We start from the raw sequence: 22,333 nt of genomic DNA, 5'->3' as shown, positions 1-22,333 counted from the left end.
ACTATCTGCGCACCTTTCATTAAATCAGCGCTTTCTGATTCGGCAAGCGAAATATATTTAGTGACTGCCACAACTTACGGTCTGGAAAGGAATGATAGAATGGGAATAAAAGTGGCAAAATTTGGGGGTTCCTCGGTATCTGACGCCATACAGCTGGCAAAGGTAAAGAAAATTGTGGAGGCGGATCCTGACAGAAGATATGTCGTGGTCTCTGCTCCGGGAAAAAGATTTAATGAAGATAACAAAATTACAGATTTACTGTACCTGTGTAAGGCACATATCGATCACAACGTACCTTATGATCAGGTATTTCAAGTAATCTGTGACCGGTACGCAGCCATTGAGCTGAACCTTGGTGTTCATGTAAATCTTCAGGGGGAATTTGAAGAAATCAATCGCAACCTAAAGGCGGGAGCTTCTGCGGACTACATAGCCAGTAGGGGGGAATATCTTAATGCACTGATTACTGCCGCTTACTTAGGCTACGATTTCGTAGACACAGCTGGTTTGGTTCAATTTGATGCAAAAGGTAGATTTCAGAATGGCAAGACCAACGACGCGCTGAAAGAAGAACTGAAAAAGCATGATAAGGCTGTACTGCCCGGTTTCTATGGAACCAATCCCGACGGTACCATCAAGACTTTCTCCAGAGGAGGCTCCGATATCACGGGCTCACTGGTGGCAAGAGCAGTTGATGCAGAAATCTATGAGAACTGGACTGATGTTTCCGGTTTTCTTATGGCTGATCCAAGGATTGTCAGCAATCCGAAGCCCATCAGTACACTTTCCTATAAAGAACTGAGAGAGTTGTCCTATATGGGGGCTTCCGTTTTGCATGAGGATGCGATCTATCCAGTCAGGGTTGCGGATATTCCGATCAATATCAGGAACACCAACGAACCGGATGATCCCGGAACCGTCATAACGGCTGAGGCCAGTGCAAAAGATGACACCATCATTACAGGAATTGCAGGACACAAGGACTTTACGGTAATCGGCATCTATAAGAACATGATGTCAACGGAAAGGGGGTTTGTCAAACGGCTTCTTGAGATCCTCGATGACTACGAGGTTCCCTTGGAGCATATGCCCAGCGGCATCGATACCATTTCCGTTGTCGTTTCCAACAAAAAGCTGAATGGCAAGCTTGAGGATATTCTCGAAGAAATACAGAGAAAGCTTCAGCCCGACACCATTGATATTTTTGAGAACATGTCACTGATTGCTACGGTAGGCAGCGGTATGGCAAAGCGCCGCGGTGTATCCGCCAAGCTATTTGCTGCTCTGTCGGAAGCAGGTATCAACGTTCGTATGATCGATCAGGGTTCCAGCGAGATGAACATCATTGTCGGCGTTGAAAACAAAGATTTTGAAACTGCTATCAAGGCGATTTACCACTCGTTTGTAAATTGAGTAAAGAATTGATTTCATAAAATAAGCGAATAAAGTACCCTGCCGAAAGTCCAGCTTAAGCTGCTTTCCGGCAGGGCATTTTTGTATCTATCGAGATAGCACTTAGGATTACTCTATGTTAGTCGATCACGCTTTCGGATGGTGATCCGCTCGGTCGATCACGTTCTCGGATGGTGATCCGCTCGGTCGATCACGTTCTCGGATGATAGCCTGATCAGTCGATCACATCCTCAGCAATACTGTTATTGATCACCTCGCTGAAAGGAGCTTCTTTGTCAAGCTCTCCGGCAGAGGTCATGACTTCCTGCAGCTTCTGATAGGCAGCCTCATCCACCATGGGCGTGTCTCGCCATGCTCCGATTTCCTGGTATCTCTTTGCTACGGTGGTCAGAAGAGCAACATCTGTATCGGGGAAGGACGGAGCTACCGCTTTTGCAATTTCCTCAGCGGAATGATTGGCAACCCACTTTTGCCCGCGGTAGATGGCTCTGGTAAACCGCTCAACAAGATCCTTGTTTTTTTCAATATAGCTCTTCTTTGCAAAATAGCCTGTATAGGCGATATTTCCTGCTTCTTCGCCTACCGAAGCGACGATATAGCCCTTGCCTTCGGCTTCCAGCATAGAGGCGGTGGGCTCAAAGAGCGTGACATAGTCTCCCGTACCGCTGGTGAAGGCACCAGCCATCAACGCAAACTGAATGCTGTTATCCAAAGTGAGGTCCGTATAGGGGTCGAGGCCGTGACTGCGGATGACATACTCCAGCGCCATATAAGGCACTCCGCCCTTCCTTCCAGGCAGAATATTTTTACCTTTCAATTTATCCCAGGTGAAATTCGGGTCCGGTTCTCTTGCTACGAGAAAGGAACCATCCCGCTGGGTCAGAAGAGCGAAGACCTGGGTATGATCCTCTTTTCCTTCATTGTACACATAGATTGATGCTTCAGGCCCGGCAAAACCGATATCAACGTTATCGGAAAGCACCGCCGACATTACCTTATCTGCGCCCTGCCCATTGGTAAGCTCAATCTCGATTCCCTCATCTTCAAAGTAACCCAGATTCATAGCCACATATTGAGGGGCATAGAAAATGGAATGCGTTACTTCGCATAATGTAACCTTTGTTTTCTCCTCTTGTTTCCGACAGCCAGCGAAAGCGGGCAAAATGAGAAGAATGCAAAGTCCGATGCATAAGATTTTTTTTGAAATCTTCATCCGAATACTCCTTCCAGATATATAATTGGGGTTCTTTCAGACCCCGGTGCCATTTGTATGGTGCCGGGGCCTGATATATTAGTGACTGTACCAGCGCATCGCTAGCTTTTGGAGCAGAACGACGCATTGATACATCAGCGCGGCGACAATGGCAAGAATGATCACACTTGCCATCACCAAATCCATTTTGAATACCTGACCGCCATAAACAATCAAATATCCCAGGCCGGCTTTGGATACCAGGAATTCTCCGGCAATGACGCCTACCAGAGAAAGACCGATATTGATTTTCAGAGAATTGAAGAGGGTCGAAATATTATAAGGGAAGACAACCTTGCGAAAAATCTGGCCTTTGGTGGCGCCAAAGGTGGAGGCCATTCGAATGTATTCCCTATTTGTATGGCGAAAACCGTTCAGCATTTCCAGCACGGTTACAATTAGTGAAATTGCCAGAGCCATAAAGATAATCGCTTCGGTTCCGGCACCTACAATAATGATGATGACGGGTCCAAGTGCGATTTTCGGAAGACTGTTTAAAACAACAAGGTATGGCTCACTCACTTTTGAAATAAAGCTGCTCCACCAGAGGACAACGGCAAGAGCGGTGCCAATGATGACGCCGAGGACAAAGCCCACCAGAGTTTCATACACTGTGACACCCACATGCATTAGAAGGTCAAATTGGGTCATACTGATGAAAGTGGAAGCAATCCTGGAAGGCTGACTCAGGATGAAGCTGTCAATGAAGCCCAGTCTCGCAAGCAGCTCCCAGAAAAAAATAAACTGGAGCAGAATTCCGATTTGCCATGCTAGAACCAGGTGCTGAGTCCGTTTCAACCCTTTCAGATAAGCTGTTCGTTCCGAGGACAACGGTATATATTCTTTATCATGTACTTCATTCATAGATACTCAACTCTTTCCATATATGATTAAAGTAGCGGCTGAAGCTGGGGTTGTTTCTGCAGCTCAAAGGAGTCCGGGTTTCCATATCAAACGTAATCGGCATGATTTCTTTGATTTCAGCCGGACGCTGGGTGAGTATGATGATTCTGTCGCTCATACTGATACTTTCAGGAATATCGTGGGTGACCATGATGGTAGTAACCTGTTCCTGTTTCAGGATGCCGTAAACGTCGTCGGTTACTGTTAATCTCGTCTGGTAATCCAGTGCAGAAAACGCTTCGTCAAGAAGTAAAAGGTCGGGGTTTACTGCAAGGGTTCTTATTAAAGCAGCCCGCTGCCGCATTCCGCCCGACAGCTGGGAGGGATAGTTGTTTCGAAATTCAAAAAGCCCATATTTTTTCAATAAATCTTCTGCCCGAGCAACATTTTCCGGCGTCTTTATTTTTCTGATCTCAAGACCAAAGAGCACGTTTTTATAAATGGTACGCCAATCAAGTAGGTTATCATTCTGGAGCATATAGCCGATATGGGAGGTGACCCCTAAAACAGGGCTGCCATTTACATAAACTTCGCCATCTGTAGGTTTCAGTAACCCGGATATAATAGAAAGCAGCGTGGATTTACCGCAGCCGCTGGGACCGACAATGCTGATGAATTCACCCTTTGCTGCGGAAAAACTCACATCTTTGATAGCGATGGTTTCGCCATTTTCTGCCTGATATTTCTGCGCAATGTTTTTGACTTCAAGTACGTTCATGCTTTTAAATCCTCATTTTTTTTGCTTAGAGGCAGGCAGCTCTATCCTAGAGCTGGTTTTGATGCCTCTGTTCTGTTATCTTATGACGAATCAAATCAAATGGTGAAAAAGGGAAACCCGTTCTAGTCTCTTTAACAGAGAGACTGAACAAGTAAAAATATTGTCGAACCGGCGATTTTGATTTTTTTTTTGAAATATGGTATAATGTGAATTCTGATGGAAATTAGTGGGTAACGTATATATGACCCAAAGAAGTGGTGATTCATCCCGTGCGTATCATTGCGCACTCTCCATTAAATCACGCTTCCGTAAATGTCAGGAAATGAATCAAGATTCCGTCATTGGGAAAAAGGGCGGAAATGTTAGATATAAGAAAGAAGGGACAATACAAATGGGATTAATGGAAAAAATCTTTGGTGATTTAAATGTCAAAGAAGTTAAAAAGGTTGAAAAAATAGTAGACCGCATTGAGGCGCTTGATGAGTCAATGCAAAAGCTGACAGATGGGGAACTGAAGGCGAAAACAGCCGAGTTCAAAGAACGGGTTGCTGCCGGAGAATCGCTGGACGACCTGCTTCCTGAGGCCTTTGCAGTATGCCGTGAAGCATCCTGGAGAAGCCTTGGAATGAAACACTTCAGAGTACAGCTCATAGGTGGTGTCGTTCTCCACCAAGGAAGAATCTCCGAGATGAAAACCGGTGAAGGAAAAACACTCGTCGCAACGCTTCCTGTCTATTTGAATGCCCTTGAAGGAAAGGGTGTCCACGTCGTCACCGTCAATGATTATTTGGCTAAGCGCGATATGGAATGGATGGGCAAGCTCTATACCTTCTTGGGATTGACCGTAGGCTGTGTCGTACACGGCATCACCAATGAGGTCAGAAAAGCAGCGTACCAGGCGGATATTACGTATGGAACGAACAATGAATTTGGCTTCGATTATCTCCGGGATAACATGGTGATCTATAAAGAGGAAATGACGCAGAGAGAGCTGAATTTTGCCATCGTGGATGAGGTTGACAGTATTCTGATCGACGAAGCCAGAACACCTTTGATCATATCGGGGCAGGGGGAGAAATCTACCGACCTGTATCATATTGCAGATAAATTCGTCAGTGGCTTCCGTATTGAGGAAGACTTCACGATGGATGAAAAGGACAGAACCGTTTCTATCACCGAGGACGGTGTTGCAAAGTGCGAAGCTTACTTTAAGATAGAAAACTTTTCCGATCCAGAGAATATGGAGCTAAACCATCACGTACAACAGGCTTTGAAGGCCAGAAATTTGATGAAGCGTGATGTGGACTATATCGTAAAGGACGATGAAGTTGTTATCGTCGATGAGTTCACAGGCCGTCTGATGTTCGGAAGAAGGTACAGCGATGGGCTGCACCAGGCAATTGAGGCCAAGGAAGGAATGAAGGTACGCCAGGAGTCCAAGACGCTGGCTACCATCACACTGCAGAACTATTTCAGAATGTACCAGAAGCTTGCTGGTATGACGGGTACCGCAAGGACAGAGGAGCAGGAATTCAGAGATATCTACAACATGGACGTTGTTGAGATTCCCACCAACCGTCCTATTGCCAGAAATGATAGAGAAGATTGTATCTACGCTACGGAACGGGCGAAATTCAATGCCATTGCAGATCAGATTGAAGTTCTCCATGAAAAAGGACAACCGGTTCTGGTTGGTACGATCTCCATCGAGCGTTCCGAGATCATCAGTGGGATACTGAAGCGAAAAGGCGTAAGACACAATGTCTTAAATGCAAAGCAGCATGAGAAAGAAGCGGAGATTGTCGCTCAGGCAGGACAGCTTGGTTCTGTGACCATAGCAACGAATATGGCCGGCCGTGGTACGGACATTATCCTGGGAGGCAACCCGGATTTTGAAGCCAAGCGTGAAATGAGAAGAATGGGATATGAAGAGGAAGCAATTTCCTTTGCATCCAGTTTTGTTCCGCTTGAGGATCCGGAACTCATCGAGGCGAGACGACTTTACAATGAACTTCTTGACAGATTTAAAGCAGAAAGAGCGGAAGAACAGAAAAAGGTCCGTGAGTTGGGTGGACTTTACATCATCGGTACCGAGCGCCACGAATCTCGAAGAATTGATAATCAGCTGCGAGGCCGTTCCGGACGTCAGGGAGACCCGGGAACTACCCAGTTCTTTATTTCCCTTGAGGACGAATTAATGCGTCTCTTTGGCGGTGAAAGAATCCAGAATATCGTCGGAAAGCTGGGTATGCAGGAGGATGACCCCATCGAAGCAGGGATGCTCTCGAAATCCATCGAGAATGCACAAAAGCGTGTAGAAGGCAGAAACTTCGGAATCAGAAAATATGTACTTCAGTACGATGATGTTATGAACAGGCAGAGAGAGATCATCTACGGCGAGCGCCGAAGAGTTCTTTACGGCGAAGATCTGAGAAACCATGTAATGTCTATGGCAGAGGAACTCATTGATGAGAGTATTGACTTCACCACGGCGGGATCAAGATTCGCTGAGGAGTGGGATCTCAAAGCGCTGGAAACTTCTCTGAAAAAGATTTGCAGCACCTTTAAGGGATATGCTTATACGACAGCTGATATTGAGAATCTGGATAAAGGCACACTGCGAGAGGATACCATAAACCTCTTTGAAGAGGCATACAAGGTCAAGGAAGAGGAAATTGGCATCGAAAGAATGCGTGAGCTTGAACGCATGATCCTGATCCGTGTTGTAGACAACAAGTGGATGGATCATATCGATGCAATGGATCAGCTGAGACACGGAATCGGCCTGCGGGCGCTGGGTCAGCAGGACCCCGCCAGAGCTTATGCCGATGAAGGCTTTGAAATGTTCGATCTGATGGTCAAAAACATCAAAGAAGATACTGTGAAATTCTGCTTCAACGTCACCATACAGACGGACACCACAAGAAAGCAGGTTCTAGGCACAGGGGAAGGCAGAAAAGAGGACTTTGCCGACAATGCGAATGAGGATGAAGGCGAATACTCCGCCGGTGCCCCCGCCGCAACAAAAGTTCCTGAGCGGGAACACAAACAGGAAACTGTGAGAAAGGGTGAAACGGTAGGAAGAAATGATCCGTGCCCTTGCGGAAGCGGTAAGAAATATAAAAAATGCTGCGGAGCGAATGCCGCAGAATAAATCAGTATCCCAGCGGGTGAGAAGGTAAGAAGCGCTTGAAAAGCCTTCACACTTTTGTATTAGCAATCCGCACCTCGTGATTTTCAGAGAGTTAAAACGTGAGGGATCACGTTCTTAACTCTGACTGAAAATCCAACTCGGTTTGGAAGCTAATACGTTAAAAGTGCTCAAAGCGTTACTGCGCTGCTTCTTGCCTTACACACCGCTTCGGACACAAGTATCAGTGACGAAAAAACGCGTCCATTCCTCGTTTTTTATATTCGAAGGAGTGCTTGGAGAGGTTCCCGGCAGGAGCCTACATACGACTGAGGCTGTGAGGCGTTTCAGCAAGTCGAAGAAGATGTTTATTGTGAAATAGGAAAGCATCACTGCAGGAAAGTGGGAGGAAAAGCTCTGAACGATTTTGTAATATGATCATCCGAGTCAAGCAGGATTTTTAGGAAGTATTAAGAATGTGATCCTTCACATTTTAATACTCTAAGATTTGTGAGATGATGGATAGGTCAGATCAAAAGCGTGATCGCTTTTCTGGACACTTTCGTGCAGTGATGCTACCCAATATAAAATTAAGGAGTTGATGAAATTGGTTGAACTGGATCAGATCAAATACGAGCTGACCGACAAGGCACAAAATCTAAAAGAATTGGGTGAGTCCCTTTGACGTCGCAGGACTGACGGAGAGACTAAACGAAATAAACCGAACGGCAGAAGAAGAAGGCTTTTGGAATGATCACGAAAAAGCACAGAAACTGCTGAAGGATAAAAAGAGCTATGAATCGAAAATTAACGAATATATGAGCTTGACAACGGAATTGGAAGACATCGGTGTTCTTATTGAAATGGCCGTTGAAGAAGAAGATGAATCCATGGTTCCTGAAATCAGGCAGGCATACGAAGACTTCAATAAAAAATCTGAAGAGCTTCGTATTCGTACGCTCCTGAACGGAGAGTATGACACGAGCAACGCGATTATATCTATTCATGCGGGCTCTGGAGGAACCGATGCGCAAGATTGGGCAGAAATGCTGCTCAGAATGTATATGAGATGGGCAGATTCCAAAGGCTACAAGGTTAAAACCCTTGACTATCAGGATGCGGCCGAGGGTGGAATTAAAAGTGCAACACTGCTCATTGAAGGGGAAAACGCCTATGGCTATCTGAAGAATGAAAAGGGAGTTCACCGGGTTGTGAGAATCTCACCTTTTGATTCGTCCGGCAGGAGGCATACCTCCTTTTCTTCCCTGGATGTAATTCCCGAAATGGATGACAATATCACGGTGGACATCAATCCCGATGACTTGAGAATCGATACCTTCCGCTCCAGTGGTGCAGGAGGGCAGCATGTAAATAAGACGGATTCTGCAATTCGTATTACGCATATTCCTACTAATATCGTTGTATCCTGCCAGAATGAACGTTCCCAGCATCAAAATAAGGAAACGGCAATGAAGGTACTGGCTGCCAAGTTGATGGAGCTGGCGAAGCAGGAGCATAAGGCCAATCTCGATGAGCTGAAAGGCGATTACAGCCAGATTACCTGGGGAAGTCAGATCCGTTCTTATGTGTTTCATCCTTATTCCTTGGTCAAGGATCACAGGACAAATGCGGAGATGGGAAATGTCTATGCCGTAATGGACGGTGACCTGGACTACTTGATCAATGAAAAATTGAAAATGAAAGACTGATAGCCAAGGAGAGTTAAATGAACATTATTGAAAAATTAGCGCAGGAATTTAAACTGAAACTTTCACAGGTAGAAAATACCGTTCAGCTGATTGATGAGGGAAATACAATTCCGTTTATTGCCCGATATAGAAAAGAAGTAACCGGAGCACTTTCTGATGTCATCCTGCGTGAGCTGGATGAGCGTCTGACCTATTTGAGAAACCTGGAGCAGAGAAAAGAAGAGGTCATCAGGATTATCGATGAGCAGGGCAAGCTGACGGAAGAATTAAAAGAAGAGATTCTAAAGGCGGGAGTTCTCCAGAGGGTTGAGGATTTATACAAGCCCTTCAAACAAAAGAAGTCAACGAGGGCATCCAAGGCAAAGGAAAAAGGCCTGGAACCACTTGCGTCGCTCATCTGGGCGCAGGAACTGGAAAGCGGAACGGTGGAAGAACAGGCGAAGCCCTTTGTAAGTGAAGAAAAAGGTGTTTTGACTGAGGCGGAAGCGATACAGGGAGCGATGGATATCGTGGCGGAAATGATTGCTGATGATCCGGAGTTTACGGCAGCAGTTCGTGACCGGACCCAGAGAGCGGGGTTGATTTCTTCGGAAGCCGTTGATGCGTCGGAAAGCACAGTTTACGATATTTACTATGAGTTTTCCGAAGGAATTGCCAAGATTCCCGATCATCGGGTGCTTGCCATCAATCGAGGCGAAAAGGAAAAGAAACTCAAGGTGAAGGTGGTGGCACCAGCAGAGGAAATTCGTAAGGATCTGCAGGATTTCGTCGTCAAAAATGAAAACTCCATCTTTGTTGAGCTGCTTCAGAATGTGATTGACGACTCCTATAAGCGTCTGATGGCGCCGTCCATCGAACGTGAAATGAGAAATCTGCTTACCGAGCGTGCCGAAAAGGAGGCGGTCAAGGTATTTGCAAAAAATACAGAAAAGCTTCTGATGGTTCCTCCGGTGAAAAATGCGAGAATTATCAGCATAGATCCGGGATTCAGAACGGGCTGTAAGGTGGCAGTTTTAAACGAGACGGGAAAATTGATGGCCTATACGACCATCTATCCCACTGAACCCAAGAAAGATATAGCGGGAACGGAAAAGGTCTTGCTGAAGCTTATTGAGAAATTTAATTCCAACGTAATTGTGATTGGAAACGGCACCGCATCCCGAGAAACAGAAGCGGTGGTTGCTAATTTCATAAAAAAGCATAATTTGGACGTAAGCTACACCATCGTAAATGAGGCGGGTGCATCGGTCTATTCCGCATCGAAAGTTGCTACAGAAGAATATCCCGATCTTGATGTAACCACAAGAGGCGCAATGTCCATCGGAAGGAGACTGCAGGACCCGCTGGCGGAACTGGTAAAAATCTCTCCGAAGCATATCGGCGTAGGGCAGTATCAGCATGATATCAACCAGGGACTTCTTGACAGCGCTCTGACCAATGTTGTCGAAGACTGTGTAAACAGAGTCGGTGTGGATCTCAATACCGCTTCGCCTTCCCTGCTTGCCTATATTTCGGGAATCAATGCTGGCATTGCAAAGAATATTGTGTCATACCGTGAAGAGAATGGGACGTTCAAGGACAGAAAAGAGCTGCTCAAGGTGGCTAAGCTGGGTGAAAAAACCTTCAATCAGTGTGCTGGTTTTATGAGAATCTCTGAAGGAAAGAATCCGCTGGACAGCACATCCGTTCATCCTGAATCCTATGGTGCCGCAGAGCTGATGCTGAAAAAGCTGGGAATGGATAAGTCGGAGATCGGCAAAGGTGCTGCAAAACAGATTGAGGATAAAATCATAACCATGTATCCAGCTGAGAAAAAGAAACCAAAACCGGCGGGCAACGGTTTTGCTGCGCTTGCGGCGCTTCTTCCGGATGAAAAGGAAAATCAAGGCAGTCTCAAAAAGAGCATTGATAAGCTGGCGGAGGATATCGGAATCGGCCCCATGACATTAACTGATATTATCGGTGAAATCAAGAAGCCTGCGAGAGACCCCAGAGAGGATGCACCGGCGGTTATCTTCCGAAACGACGTCCTTTCCTTTGAGGATCTGAAGGTGGATATGGAACTAACCGGGACTGTTAGAAATGTAGTGGACTTTGGAGCTTTTGTGGATATCGGCGTGAAAAATGACGGGCTGGTTCATATCTCTCAGATCAGCAATAAGTTCATCAAGCATCCTATGGACGCTGTCAGTGTAGGAGACACGGTAAAGGTGAAAATCCTCAGTGTTGACCACGAAAAACAAAAAGTTGCCCTAACAATGAAATTTTAAAAAGAGGGTGAAATAGATGGAAAGCAGCTTGAAAATAGTGGCTCCCCGCTACCAGCAAATCGCAGTAGACATTGCGGGGAAAATCGTAGATAGACATTATGAGATCGGAGGAAAGGTCTACGCCCGCTCTGCCCTTGCCAGTCAATACAGCGTATCACCTGAAACTGCAAGAAGAGCGATCAATGTTCTCTCCGATATGAATATCGTTGAAGTGACAAAAGGCAGCGGCGTAGTCATTAAATCCTACGAGAATGCCGTCAAGTTTATCAAGCAGTACAAGGATATTCAAACACTACATGATCTGAAGAACGATATTATGCGCAAGGTTGATCAGCAGATAGACGACACGTTCCTCCTCAAGGATCAGGTTACAAAGCTGGTTGAAAAAATTGATCGTTTTAAGAGTTCAAACCCTTTTGTTCCCTTTGAAATTGAAATCACTGCGGATACTCTGTACCTTAACAAGACTTCTTCGGAAGTTAATTTCTGGCACAACACAGCAGCGACGATTATTGCTATTAAAAGGGCAGACGAACTTTTGATGTCTCCGGGTCCCTATGCTATGTTCTGCGAAAAGGACGTTGTATATTTCATTGGAGACGAGAACTCCTATGAAAGAGTTCATCACTTTTTCTATCCAGAAAACTAGGCAGTTCGTATCTGATTCCAAATGTGCCTGGATCCATCCGATAAAGATATAAGATAAGATAATCAAAAAGTGCGTTTCTGCATTCAGGGAACGCGCTTTTTTGCATTCTAAGCATCCCAGCATGAACTGATTTTGTCATGAATCAGGGGGAACTGACGACAGATGAAATATTTTGCTTTACCATCCCATTTGACAAAGTAACAACTTGGTGATAAAATAAAGTTGTTGCTTTGTTAGAAAAGGGGTAATCTATTATGATAAAATTTGAAAATGTATCGAAATCTTATGGGGAAAGTAAGGTGCTTAAAGACCTTAGCTTTCAGATTAAGCAAGGAGATTTTGTTGTTTTGATCGGTCCCAGCGGCTGTGGTAAAACCACAACACTGAAAACCATCAACCGGCTGATTCAACCGGACAGCGGAAAAATATTGATTGACGGAAAAGATAGTGCTCAGTTAAATCCTGTTGAGCTTAGACGGTCAATCGGCTATGTCATACAGCAGATTGGACTTTTCCCCAATATGACGGTAGAAGAAAATATTGCTGTGGTGCCGAAGCTTTTGAAATACCCAAAAGAAAAATGGCAGCCCATTGTGAAAGAACTACTGACACTGGTAGGAATGCCCTATGAGGAAAATGCGCATAAGTATCCATCCGAGTTGTCAGGGGGGCAGCAGCAGAGGATTGGCGTCCTCAGGGCACTGGCTGCATCTCCGCCCATCGTATTGATGGATGAGCCGTTTGGAGCATTGGATCCCATCACCAGAGAATCGCTTCAGGAGGAAGTCAGAAGAATCCAGAAGAAACTTAAGAAGACCATCGTGTTTGTAACCCATGATATGGACGAAGCACTGAAAATGGCCGATGTTATCGTATTTATGAGCAACGGAAGGATTCTGCAGATGGCTTCTCCTGAGGAAATGCTTCAACATCCCGCTGATCCGCTGATTTCCGAATTCATGGGAAAGCACAGAAGTACATTGAATGTGAATGCAGCTATGACGGCAGCAGAATTTATGAAGACGAGGGTTCTGAAAGCGGCTCGAAGCATGCAGACGCTTCAGTCCATTGAATTGATGCGAAATAGGGACGTTAACTCCATGATCGTGATAAATGATGATGATACCTATGCGGGAACGGTTTCTCTTGATACCATAAAATCCCATGGGAAAGCAGGTAGAGCCATCGGAGAATTTATGGAGATAACAGTACCTACTGTGAATCTTAAGGATGATGCAAGAGATACCTTTGAAAAGCTTTATACATCTCCAGCCGGATATGTGGTCGTTCTAAACGATGACATGACGGTCGCAGGTCTCATAACCAAAACCAGTATGGCAAAGGCAATGGGAGATGCGCTATGGGGGGAGATGATATCATGACGCTACTAGAATTTTTTATCGTGAATCAGAAAGATATTCTGGGATGCCTCATCAGGCATTTTCAGCTCGTCGGAATATCTGTCATTGCAGGGATGCTGATCGCAGTTCCGCTGGGCATTTTTCTTACCAGGGTTAGGCGCATTGCGCCCCTTGTACTGAATTTTGCCGGTATGATACAAACCATCCCCGGTCTGGTCATGCTGGGGTTCGCTCTGCTTCTCTTCGGAATCGGGCTGCTGCCCGCATTGCTTGTCCTCAGCATCTACGCAATCCTGCCGATTTTGCATAATACCTATACCGGAATCACTGAAGTTGAAAAGAGCTATATTGAGGCAGCCAGGGGCATCGGAATGACTGACAGTCAGATTTTATTGAAAGTCGAGCTGCCCCTTGCACTATCTACCATCGTAGGAGGGATCAGGACCTCAACCGTGTTTACTGTCAGCTGGGCAACCCTCGCAGGACTCATCGGTGCTGGAGGACTGGGTGATCTGATTTGGACAGGTTTGTCGACCTATAATACAAACTTTATTCTTGCGGGTGCAATTCCCTCAGCAATTGTTGCGGTTATTTTAAGCGGACTGATACACCTGATACAGAAAAAACTTACGCCGAGAGGCCTCAAGGGGGTGAGCGCATGAGTAACCTAATGCCGCTAATCATAGAGCATCTTCTAATTGTGCTCATTGCTGCATCGATCTCCGTAATAATCGGAGTTGGGCTTGGGATCTTGTCATACTGGGTTCGTTACTTGGATAAAGCAATCCTATGGACGGCTGAAATTATTCAGACCATTCCCAATCTGGCACTGCTTGCCATGCTTATGATCTTATTTGGTCTAGGTAATATTACCATAGTGGCTGCTCTTGTGCTTTATGCTCTGCTCCCTATTGTTCGAAACACTTACATTGGACTGAAATCGGTACCGATTTACTTGAAAGATGCAGCAAAGGGAATGGGAATGAGCAAGCTGCAGCGTTTGTTGAAGGTAGAAATGCCGCTGTCTTTCCCCCTAATCTTTTCAGGGATTAAGATCGCGGTAGTCAACTCCCTTTCCATTGCGGTTATGGGTGTCCTGATCGGAGCTGGAGGACTTGGGTATCCGATCTACAGAGGAATACAGACAAACAGCATGGAAAGGATTCTTACAGGGGCCATTCCTGTTGTGCTCATGGCACTACTGATGGATTATGTGATGACAAAAGTTGAAAAAAGACTCGTGCATAAGGGAAACGTGAATTGATCCCTTGTGCAGAGTCCTTGTTTTTAGAAGTTTATTCAAGAGGAGGAATTGACAATGAAAAGAAGATTAAAAACAATTGCGGCGATTCTGGCAATCGCGCTGGCAATGGTATCTTTTGCGGGGTGCGGAGAAGATAAGATCGTTATAGGATCCAAAGACTTTGGCGAAAATATCGTTCTTGGAGAAATGTTTGCACAATTAATTGAGAAAAACACAGATTTAAAGGTAACGAGAAAATTAAATATGGGAGGAACCTTCGTCTGCTTCGAAGCAATTAAGAAAGGGGACATTGATATCTACCCAGAGTATACGGGCACCGGTCTCACCGCGCAGCTAAAGATGGATGTGGTCGGAGATCCTGATGAAGCATACCGTATTGTTTCCGAGGAGTTTGACAAGCAGTATGAAATCACATGGCTAAAGCCGCTTGGTTTTAATAATACCTATACGCTGGCAGTAACAAACGAAGTTTATGAACAATATGGAATTGAAACCTATAGTGACCTGGCAAAGATCTCAGACAACTTGGTCTTCGGTGCTGAACATGAATTTTTTGATCGTCAGGATGGATACGACGGACTTGTTGCATTCTATGATATGACTTTTAAGGGAGATCCCAAAAAAATGAATACTGCACTGAAATATCAGGCAATAGGCAATGGAGACATGGATGTAACCGATGCATTTGCAACAGATGGTCCCATTAAGCAGTACAACCTAAAAGTACTGGAGGATGACAAGGGCTTTTTCCCGCCTTACTATGCTGCACCGATCGTTCGAAATGAAACTTTGGAAAAATACCCAGAGCTTTCTGAACTTTTTGACAGACTGAGTGGTCTGCTGGATGACGCAACAATGACAGAATTAAATTATCTGATTGATGTAGAGGGGAAAGATGTAGAAGTCGTAGCAAGAGACTTCTTAACAGAGCAGGGGCTTATTTAACTGAAAAAAAAGAGTAAGTCGTATTGAACATATGAAAGACCTCCTATGAGGAAAAGAAAAGAAATCGTATTTGAGAAAAGAAAGGATTTTACGCGAGACCGACAACTCGAAAACCGTAATAAAGTTGTTGATTTAAAGTAACATTTAGGATAAAATATAGGAACATGTGTAATAATACTGCGGAAGAGAAACAGATCGTCTGCTCTGGTGCAATTTGGAGTGGTATCTCGAACCGCAAGGAATCAACAAGGTTAGGAGAAGATTAATGCTGCTGAATACGATTGCTGAATTTATCAACACCACCGGTTTCATGAATATGGAATTAAAAAATGCCATCATGATCGGTGTTGCGCTCTTATTTCTGTTTCTGGCGATTAATAAAGGGTTTGAACCGTTGCTGCTGGTTCCGATAGCGTTTGGAATGCTGCTGTCAAATCTGCCTCTGACGGGTATCTTTGATCATACGATATCTGCGTTTGACGCATATTTGGATCCTAGCAAACAGGAAACGGCAGGAGGGCTATTTTATCTGTTCTATTCATTCAACAAGCTGGGCATATTCCCACCGCTTATTTTCCTTGGCATCGGCGCTATGACAGATTTTGCACCGCTGATTGCTAATCCAAAGTCGCTTCTTTTAGGAGCAGCCGCCCAGCTGGGTATTTTCTTCACCTTTTTGGGCGCGGTACTGTTTTTCGGATTTACTGCACAGGAGGCGGCCTCCATCGGTATTATCGGGGGAGCGGACGGGCCTACGGCCATCTTCATTACAACAAAGCTTGCGCCACATTTATTGGGTGCGATTGCCGTTGCCGCATATTCGTACATGGCGCTGGTTCCTGTAATCCAGCCTCCGATTATGAAGGCGCTGACTACAAAAAAAGAACGTGTAATTAAGATGGAACAGCTTAGAGTCGTTAGCCACAGAGAGAAGATTTTGTTTCCTATTATGGTAACTGTCATCGTTGTTTTGATCCTGCCCGCTGCGGCTCCGCTGGTCGGAATGCTGATGCTGGGAAATCTTTTTAAAGAGAGCGGTGTTACAGCAAGGCTATCGGATACAGCCTCCAATGCATTAATTAATATTGTTACCATACTATTGGGTATTTCTGTAGGCGCATCTGCACAGGGACCAACGTTCCTTGTTCCAGCCACGATTCAGATCATCGTGCTGGGGATTCTCGCTTTTGCAGTGGGCACCGCTGGAGGTGTACTGCTCGCAAAGTTGATGAATGTTCTGACAGGAGGAAAAATCAACCCATTAATTGGGTCTGCGGGTGTATCTGCCGTACCTATGGCAGCCAGAGTCTCGCAAAAGGTTGGTCAGCAGTATAATTCAACGAATTTCCTGTTGATGCATGCAATGGGGCCAAATGTAGCAGGTGTTATCGGTTCGGCTGTAGCCGCCGGTGTAATGCTTTCTATGTTTGGCTAATATATATGGCGAGGGATCATACTGGAAATTGCAGATGATCACAACAAGCGCCAATCAAAAGCAGCGTCGCTAAAATCATTATATTTCTAGAGAACGGGTTCCTTGACTTGCAGTCAGGTGAACCCGTTCTCGCTTTATTATAGTGTTTAGGTCTTTGACAGGACATCCGGAAGCTTAACCGTAAATGTTTGTGCACATTACATGAATATCCTTATTAATTATTCTGTGATTACGGCGGCTGACAGCGAAACCTTAAATTTCACGGCGCGGGATAAACTGTTAATTAATTGTCATTTTGAAGACTCTACAAACGTTAGAATTCTCAGATTTATAATAACAAATTGCACGGTGGATGCAATTTTTTTTGCGTTAAAAAAAATATATTGACAATGGCGCTATGGAATTTTAAAATATGGATTGTAAACATGAAACTGCCGTAATAGTTTCGGGTATTAAAGGGTAATGTTAAATAATTTTGTACTAAAGTTCGATATGCATGTAATAATTTCTGAGCGAATGTTTTCTAAAACTAAGAAACCAAAATAATTTTGGTTTTCCATAGGGCGGGCAGGGATTGTACTGCATTTCATTTCTTGATTGAACGAATAAGGAGGTTCAAAATGATTATCGGTGTACCAAAAGAAATTAAAAATAATGAAAACAGAGTAGGCATGACTCCCGGAGGAGCTAAGACTTACGTCAACAAAGGACATAAGGTTATCATTGAAACCCATGCGGGTGAAGGCAGTGGATTTACGGATGAAGAATACATAGCTGCAGGCTGTGAGATTTATACTGATGTGAAAAAACTTTTTGCAGATGCGGACATGATTGTTAAGGTTAAAGAACCGCTTGAGCAGGAATACGGACTCTTTAAAGAAGGGCAAATTCTGTATACCTACCTTCATCTTGCGCCTGCTCCGAAATTGACGGAAGCCCTGCTGAAAGCAAAGGTTAAGGGTGTTGCATTTGAAACCGTGCAGCTTTCCAATCGTGAACTGCCTCTGTTGACTCCAATGAGCGAAGTTGCAGGAAGAATGTCCATTCAGGTAGGTGCTACACTGCTTCAGAAATATAACGGTGGACTTGGTGTTCTCCTTGGCGGAGTTCCTGGTGTCGCACCAGCAGAAGTTGTCATCGTAGGCGGCGGCAAAGTAGGAACCAACGCAGCAAAGATGGCTGTTGGAATGGGCGCAAAGGTAACTGTTTTGGATATGAGCCTTGCCAGACTTGCGTATCTTGACGATATTTTCAACGGCAGAATTACCACTCTGGTTTCTAATGAGTACAACCTGGAAGAGTCCATCAAAAAAGCTGATTTGTTAGTAGGAAGCGTCCTCATCCCGGGTAAGGCAGCGCCGAAGGTTGTCAGCGAAGATATGGTAAAGAAGATGAAAAAAGGTTCCGTCATTGTAGATGTTGCCATTGACCAGGGCGGCTCCATTGCCACAATTGATAGAGTAACGACTCATGACAATCCTTCTTATGAAAAACATGGCGTAGTTCATTATTCTGTAGCCAATATGCCCGGAGCAGTTCCAAGAACCTCCACCATTGCTTTGGAAGGCGCTACACTCCCATATGGACTGATGCTTGCAGAAAAGGGACTGGAGAGAGCCGTTCTGGAAAACGAATCCTTGATGAAGGGACTGAATGTATATGAAGGTCATGTGACTTATCAGGGTGTAGCAGACAGCTTGGGACTTGAATACGTAGACCCATATTCATTGATGAAATAAAAGATATCCACGAAAGCATTGGCTATTGACGATGCCAGGTTTAGCAGCTATAAAACGAGGAAAAGGAACTTGCAGAGAGGAACACCACTCCACTTTCGCAGGTTCCTTTTTTTGCACTCTGTCATAAGACAATGCGACTGTATCGGAATGAAGAGCGCAAAGAACTGAAATGATATTAATAAAAAAACCTCCGTACACATTAGTCAAGTGGTGAACTATCGCTCGAACCGATTGTGTACCGATTGTGTAACCTATGACATGCCACATAATGCCCGGGGTTCACTTCTTGTAAAAGAGGCTGCTCTGTCTTGCATAGTTCCATATTGTACTTACAGCGTGCGCAGAAGCTACAGCCCTCAGGCAGATCGATAGGGCTTGGTGGTTCTCCATGCAAGATGTTTATTTTTTTATCCCGAGAATCATGCACACTGAAAACCGATGCCAAAAGCGCCTTTGAATACGGATGCAGAGCGTCACGCAGGCAGTTAGAATGCATAACTTCCACAATCTTGCCCAGATACATAACTGCAACCGTATCGCAGAAATCCTCTACCAACGCTAAATCATGACAAATAAAGAGGATTGCAAATCCATATTCTGTCTGTTGCTGCTTGAGTAAATCGATGATGTCCTTTTGTATCGATACATCCAGAGCACTTGTCGCCTCGTCGCAGATAAGCAGCTTTGGATGAAGAGCAATAGCCCTGGCTATTGATACTCTTTGCAGCTCGCCTCCGGAAAACTCGTGGGGATACTTGTTAAAAGACTCCTTTGGAAGTTTTACCCTGTCAAGCGCATGGTACGCTTCCTCTCTTGCCTCTTGCTTCGCCTTTTTTTCGAAATTAATCCACGGCTCCATAAGGAAGGCACCGATCTTCATACGAGGGCTGAATACCTCTGAGGGATGCTGAAAAATCATCTGCACATTACGCCGATACCGTTTTAGCTCGCCTTTTTTTATGTCAGTAATATCTTTGCCATCAAATACGATCTGACCGTCTGTCACCTTTTCAATATGAGTTACAAGCTTTGCAATGGTACTTTTACCGCATCCGGATTCACCTACGACTGCAAAACACTCACCCTTCTTAATTTTAAAGCTTACATCGTTCACAGCTTTTAGCTTTTTGCCGCTGTCTACTTCAAATTCGGTTTTGACATGAATCAGCTCTAAAATGTTACTCAAGGCTTACCTCCTTTAGCTCAGGAACAACAGACAACAGAGTCTTTGTATAATCGCTCTTTGGGGTTTCGATAACCTGGTCTCTTGTACCAAACTCCATCAGCTCACCTTCGCACATGACGGCAATGTAATCCGCCATTCGGGAAGCAACACCCATATTATGGGTCACGATTATAATGGAAGTTCCGAGCTCATCTCGAAGAGTCATCATTTCATGAACCACCTGTGCCTGGACGGTAACGTCCAAGGCACTGGTAGGTTCGTCTGCAAGCAGGAGTTTTGGCTCCATACTCATTGCCATAGCAATCGCTACTCGTTGTTTCATTCCTCCGGATAACTGGAAGGGATAGGATTTCATGATTCTTTCAGGATCAGCTAGTTTTAGCTTTAACAGCATTTTCTCCGCAAGTTCTTTCGCTTCCGCCTTACTGATAGGCTGATGCACAAGAATCGTTTCCAGATACTGACTGCCTATTTTTAACCGTGGGTTTAAATAAGCGCCCGCATCCTGAAATATCATTGCAATTTCTTTTCCTCGGAGCTTGCGCATCTGTTCGCCTGTCAGCTTTGTTATGTCCTTACCGTTAAACAGTATATCACCGCCGGTAATTTCACCACCTGATGACAGCAGCTTTATAACCGCTTTTATGATGGTACTTTTTCCGCTGCCAGATTCACCTACAATGGCGACAATCTTGTTTTCAGGCACCGTAAAACTCACATTATTTACTGCATTTTTCTCATAGTAAGAAACGCATAAATCCTTTACTTCCAATACATTCATGAGGTTCACCTTGTCCGTTATTATTTTACTGTGATATCCTTTGTCAGGAAATAGTAGTCGCATACAGGCTGATTGGCATTTTGTACCTTTGCATTAGAGATCGTAATCAAATAACCGTTTGTCAAGTACAGATCTGCTGTATTCTCATTAAGATGCTGCGTTGCCTCTGCGGCCAGCTTGTAACGCGCCTGTATGTCGAAGGTAGAATTTAGCTTTTCAAGGATTTCGTCAATCTTGTCACTGTGATAGCCGATTGCCGAATCGCTTGCATACAGAGCTTCCAGGAAAGACTGCGGATCTCCGGTTGTAGCTGTGTTGTTCTGAATGGTATAGAAATCCCAGTAGGTATCTGGCTCGGAATGCCCTGAACTTTCCATTGACCGGAGCTCCATGTTAATACCTACTGCCTTAAAGTCAGACTGTATTGCTGTTGCAAGGACGCCGGCATCGCTGGAACCGAAAGAACCCTTAACCATGAAAATCAATGTCAGTTCAGAGCCGTCTTTCTTTTCACGGATACCGTCACCGTTTACATCTATATAACCGGCATCATCAAGGAGCTTCATTGCTTTCTCTTTGTCATAAGTTAGAACAGCTGTTACCGTCTTGTTGCCGAATGGCGTAGCGTCAGCGAACACGCCGTGAGCAGCACTTCCGCCAATCAGCTCAGCGTAGGCTTCCCTGTCAACCGCATAAGAAAGAGCCTCTCTCAGTTTATCATCTTTCAGCGGGCTAACCTCTTTGGTGTTGATCCGCGCGTTGTATACACGGAGGCTGTCTGACGTTGAGATGTTATACTGACTTGCGTCTGAGAACAGTGTCGCACTGGCCATATCAATGTTTGTCGCAATATCAAGTTCCCCGGACTGAAGCGCCATCTTACGAGCTTCTGCATCAGAAATATAGGTGATCGAGACGGTATCAAGACCGACTTCACCGCCCCAGTAAGTTTCATTTTTCGCAAGTTCAGCGGACTGCTCAGGCGCAAAAGCAGTTACTTTAAAGGGGCCGGTTCCTATAACGGCATGATTGATATCCTCGTCGCTTTGAGATGCATCATAGATACTGAACACAGGTTCACACAAGTTGTTCTTAAAAGCGCCGTTAGGTTCTGAAGTTGTTACTGTGAGTGTCTGTCCGTCTGCTACCATTGAGGAAATCTTGGAAAGGTTTACGGCTCTGCTGCTAAGCTTTAGAGTACGATCCAGGCACTGTTTCACTGTTTCAGCGGTAACAGGGGTACCGTTTGAGAATGTGACACCGTCACGGATGGTAATTTCCCAGGTTAGATCGTCAATGTTTTTAACATCTGTGGCAAGCAACGGCTCAACCTCGACATCGTCATTCAGTTTAACCAGGCATTCGGTTACACCCATACGAATCGTCACCCAGCCGTAAGTCCCGTTGCTTGGGTCAAGTCCAGGCTCCATGTAAGACAGAGCAGCATTTACATGCTTTGTCTGTGTGTTTCGGTCCGCGGTATCCTCAGTTTTGCTGCTGCAGCCTGCTATAAGTGTTGCAATGATTCCAACAGCCAAAAGTACGGATAAAAGTCTTCTTGTCAGTTTTTTCATAAAT

General features: G+C 44.9%; 17 protein-coding genes. 11 read left to right on the top strand and 6 right to left on the bottom strand.

Annotated features, from left to right (window positions below):
- Positions 1-99 precede the first annotated feature (99 nt).
- Positions 100-1,413, top strand: a complete 1,314-nt coding sequence (locus FRZ06_14500) for an aspartate kinase (protein QOX64463.1) — start codon at positions 100-102, stop codon at positions 1,411-1,413.
- 214 nt (positions 1,414-1,627) lie between these two features.
- On the opposite strand, the gene FRZ06_14495 is transcribed toward FRZ06_14500, so the two are convergent.
- The 3 genes from FRZ06_14495 to FRZ06_14485 form a co-directional block, all read right to left on the bottom strand.
- A complete protein-coding gene (locus FRZ06_14495) occupies positions 1,628-2,626 on the bottom strand; it encodes an ABC transporter substrate-binding protein (protein QOX64462.1) in 999 nt (332 codons plus the stop codon).
- Between the two features lie 78 nt (positions 2,627-2,704).
- The gene (locus FRZ06_14490; protein ID QOX64461.1) at positions 2,705-3,529 is read right to left on the bottom strand and encodes an ABC transporter permease; all 825 of its coding nucleotides are present in this window, start codon (positions 3,527-3,529) and stop codon (positions 2,705-2,707) included.
- Positions 3,522-4,286 carry an ABC transporter ATP-binding protein gene (locus FRZ06_14485; protein QOX64460.1) on the bottom strand — a complete coding sequence of 255 codons (765 nt, stop codon included), beginning with the start codon at positions 4,284-4,286 and terminating at the stop codon, positions 3,522-3,524. The genes FRZ06_14490 and FRZ06_14485 overlap by 8 nt, the downstream gene beginning before the upstream one ends.
- 391 nt (positions 4,287-4,677) lie before the next feature.
- On the opposite strand from FRZ06_14485, the gene secA reads away from it, so the two are divergent.
- The 10 genes from secA to ald all read left to right on the top strand — a co-directional run bounded on the left by secA (position 4,678) and on the right by ald (position 18,788).
- Positions 4,678-7,440: a preprotein translocase subunit SecA gene (gene secA / locus FRZ06_14480; GenBank protein ID QOX64459.1), complete on the top strand. Its 2,763-nt coding sequence runs from the start codon at positions 4,678-4,680 to the stop codon at positions 7,438-7,440.
- 577 nt (positions 7,441-8,017) lie between these two features.
- Positions 8,018-9,125, top strand: a protein-coding gene (locus tag FRZ06_14475; protein ID QOX64458.1) for a peptide chain release factor 2 whose coding sequence is annotated in 2 segments (ribosomal slippage) — positions 8,018-8,098 and positions 8,100-9,125 — 1,107 coding nt in all. Because the reading frame shifts where the segments join, the coding sequence is not laid out codon by codon here.
- Between the two features lie 17 nt (positions 9,126-9,142).
- Entirely contained in the window at positions 9,143-11,395 is a 2,253-nt protein-coding gene (locus FRZ06_14470; GenBank protein ID QOX64457.1) for an RNA-binding transcriptional accessory protein, read from the top strand.
- A gap of 16 nt (positions 11,396-11,411) precedes the next feature.
- Positions 11,412-12,044 (top strand): GntR family transcriptional regulator, encoded by a 633-nt coding sequence (locus tag FRZ06_14465; GenBank protein ID QOX64456.1) that lies wholly within the window; start codon positions 11,412-11,414, stop codon positions 12,042-12,044.
- 254 nt (positions 12,045-12,298) lie between these two features.
- Positions 12,299-13,426 carry a betaine/proline/choline family ABC transporter ATP-binding protein gene (locus FRZ06_14460; GenBank protein QOX64455.1) on the top strand — a complete coding sequence of 376 codons (1,128 nt, stop codon included), beginning with the start codon at positions 12,299-12,301 and terminating at the stop codon, positions 13,424-13,426.
- Positions 13,423-14,067: an ABC transporter permease gene (locus FRZ06_14455; GenBank protein QOX64454.1), complete on the top strand. Its 645-nt coding sequence runs from the start codon at positions 13,423-13,425 to the stop codon at positions 14,065-14,067. Before FRZ06_14460 ends, FRZ06_14455 begins: the two co-directional genes overlap by 4 nt.
- Positions 14,064-14,669, top strand: a complete 606-nt coding sequence (locus FRZ06_14450) for an ABC transporter permease (protein ID QOX64453.1) — start codon at positions 14,064-14,066, stop codon at positions 14,667-14,669. The genes FRZ06_14455 and FRZ06_14450 overlap by 4 nt, the downstream gene beginning before the upstream one ends.
- Before the next feature lie 54 nt (positions 14,670-14,723).
- Positions 14,724-15,614 (top strand): glycine/betaine ABC transporter substrate-binding protein, encoded by an 891-nt coding sequence (locus FRZ06_14445; GenBank protein QOX64452.1) that lies wholly within the window; start codon positions 14,724-14,726, stop codon positions 15,612-15,614.
- A 337-nt stretch (positions 15,615-15,951) separates the two neighbouring features.
- The gene (locus FRZ06_14440) at positions 15,952-17,049 is read left to right on the top strand and encodes a sodium ion-translocating decarboxylase subunit beta (protein ID QOX65951.1); all 1,098 of its coding nucleotides are present in this window, start codon (positions 15,952-15,954) and stop codon (positions 17,047-17,049) included.
- Between the two features lie 620 nt (positions 17,050-17,669).
- Positions 17,670-18,788, top strand: coding sequence for an alanine dehydrogenase (gene ald, locus FRZ06_14435; protein ID QOX64451.1), 1,119 nt, complete (start codon positions 17,670-17,672; stop codon positions 18,786-18,788).
- Positions 18,789-18,987: 199 nt separating this feature from the next.
- On the opposite strand, the gene FRZ06_14430 is transcribed toward ald, so the two are convergent.
- The 3 genes from FRZ06_14430 to FRZ06_14420 are packed head-to-tail and all read right to left on the bottom strand — an operon-like array spanning position 18,988 to position 22,329.
- The gene (locus tag FRZ06_14430) at positions 18,988-19,974 is read right to left on the bottom strand and encodes an ABC transporter ATP-binding protein (protein QOX64450.1); all 987 of its coding nucleotides are present in this window, start codon (positions 19,972-19,974) and stop codon (positions 18,988-18,990) included.
- The gene (locus FRZ06_14425) at positions 19,967-20,755 is read right to left on the bottom strand and encodes an ABC transporter ATP-binding protein (GenBank protein QOX64449.1); all 789 of its coding nucleotides are present in this window, start codon (positions 20,753-20,755) and stop codon (positions 19,967-19,969) included. The genes FRZ06_14430 and FRZ06_14425 overlap by 8 nt, the downstream gene beginning before the upstream one ends.
- A gap of 20 nt (positions 20,756-20,775) precedes the next feature.
- Complete coding sequence (locus FRZ06_14420) at positions 20,776-22,329, bottom strand: ABC transporter substrate-binding protein (GenBank protein QOX64448.1); 1,554 nt, start codon at positions 22,327-22,329, stop codon at positions 20,776-20,778.
- Positions 22,330-22,333: the final 4 nt, after the last annotated feature.

This window comes from Clostridiales bacterium (genome assembly GCA_015243575.1).
In the GTDB taxonomy this organism is placed as follows: domain Bacteria; phylum Bacillota; class Clostridia; order Peptostreptococcales; family Anaerovoracaceae; genus Anoxybacterium; species Anoxybacterium hadale.
This window is presented reverse-complemented; position numbering and strand designations above follow the sequence as displayed.

Coding starts and splice junctions, on each gene's coding strand:
- FRZ06_14500 (QOX64463.1), top strand. CDS start 100: ATGGGAATAAAAGTGGCAAAATTTGGGGGTTCCTCGGTATCTGACGCC.
- FRZ06_14495 (QOX64462.1), bottom strand. CDS start 2,626: ATGAAGATTTCAAAAAAAATCTTATGCATCGGACTTTGCATTCTTCTC.
- FRZ06_14490 (QOX64461.1), bottom strand. CDS start 3,529: ATGAATGAAGTACATGATAAAGAATATATACCGTTGTCCTCGGAACGA.
- FRZ06_14485 (QOX64460.1), bottom strand. CDS start 4,286: ATGAACGTACTTGAAGTCAAAAACATTGCGCAGAAATATCAGGCAGAA.
- secA (QOX64459.1), top strand. CDS start 4,678: ATGGGATTAATGGAAAAAATCTTTGGTGATTTAAATGTCAAAGAAGTT.
- FRZ06_14470 (QOX64457.1), top strand. CDS start 9,143: ATGAACATTATTGAAAAATTAGCGCAGGAATTTAAACTGAAACTTTCA.
- FRZ06_14465 (QOX64456.1), top strand. CDS start 11,412: ATGGAAAGCAGCTTGAAAATAGTGGCTCCCCGCTACCAGCAAATCGCA.
- FRZ06_14460 (QOX64455.1), top strand. CDS start 12,299: ATGATAAAATTTGAAAATGTATCGAAATCTTATGGGGAAAGTAAGGTG.
- FRZ06_14455 (QOX64454.1), top strand. CDS start 13,423: ATGACGCTACTAGAATTTTTTATCGTGAATCAGAAAGATATTCTGGGA.
- FRZ06_14450 (QOX64453.1), top strand. CDS start 14,064: ATGAGTAACCTAATGCCGCTAATCATAGAGCATCTTCTAATTGTGCTC.
- FRZ06_14445 (QOX64452.1), top strand. CDS start 14,724: ATGAAAAGAAGATTAAAAACAATTGCGGCGATTCTGGCAATCGCGCTG.
- FRZ06_14440 (QOX65951.1), top strand. CDS start 15,952: ATGATCGGTGTTGCGCTCTTATTTCTGTTTCTGGCGATTAATAAAGGG.
- ald (QOX64451.1), top strand. CDS start 17,670: ATGATTATCGGTGTACCAAAAGAAATTAAAAATAATGAAAACAGAGTA.
- FRZ06_14425 (QOX64449.1), bottom strand. CDS start 20,755: ATGAATGTATTGGAAGTAAAGGATTTATGCGTTTCTTACTATGAGAAA.
- FRZ06_14420 (QOX64448.1), bottom strand. CDS start 22,329: ATGAAAAAACTGACAAGAAGACTTTTATCCGTACTTTTGGCTGTTGGA.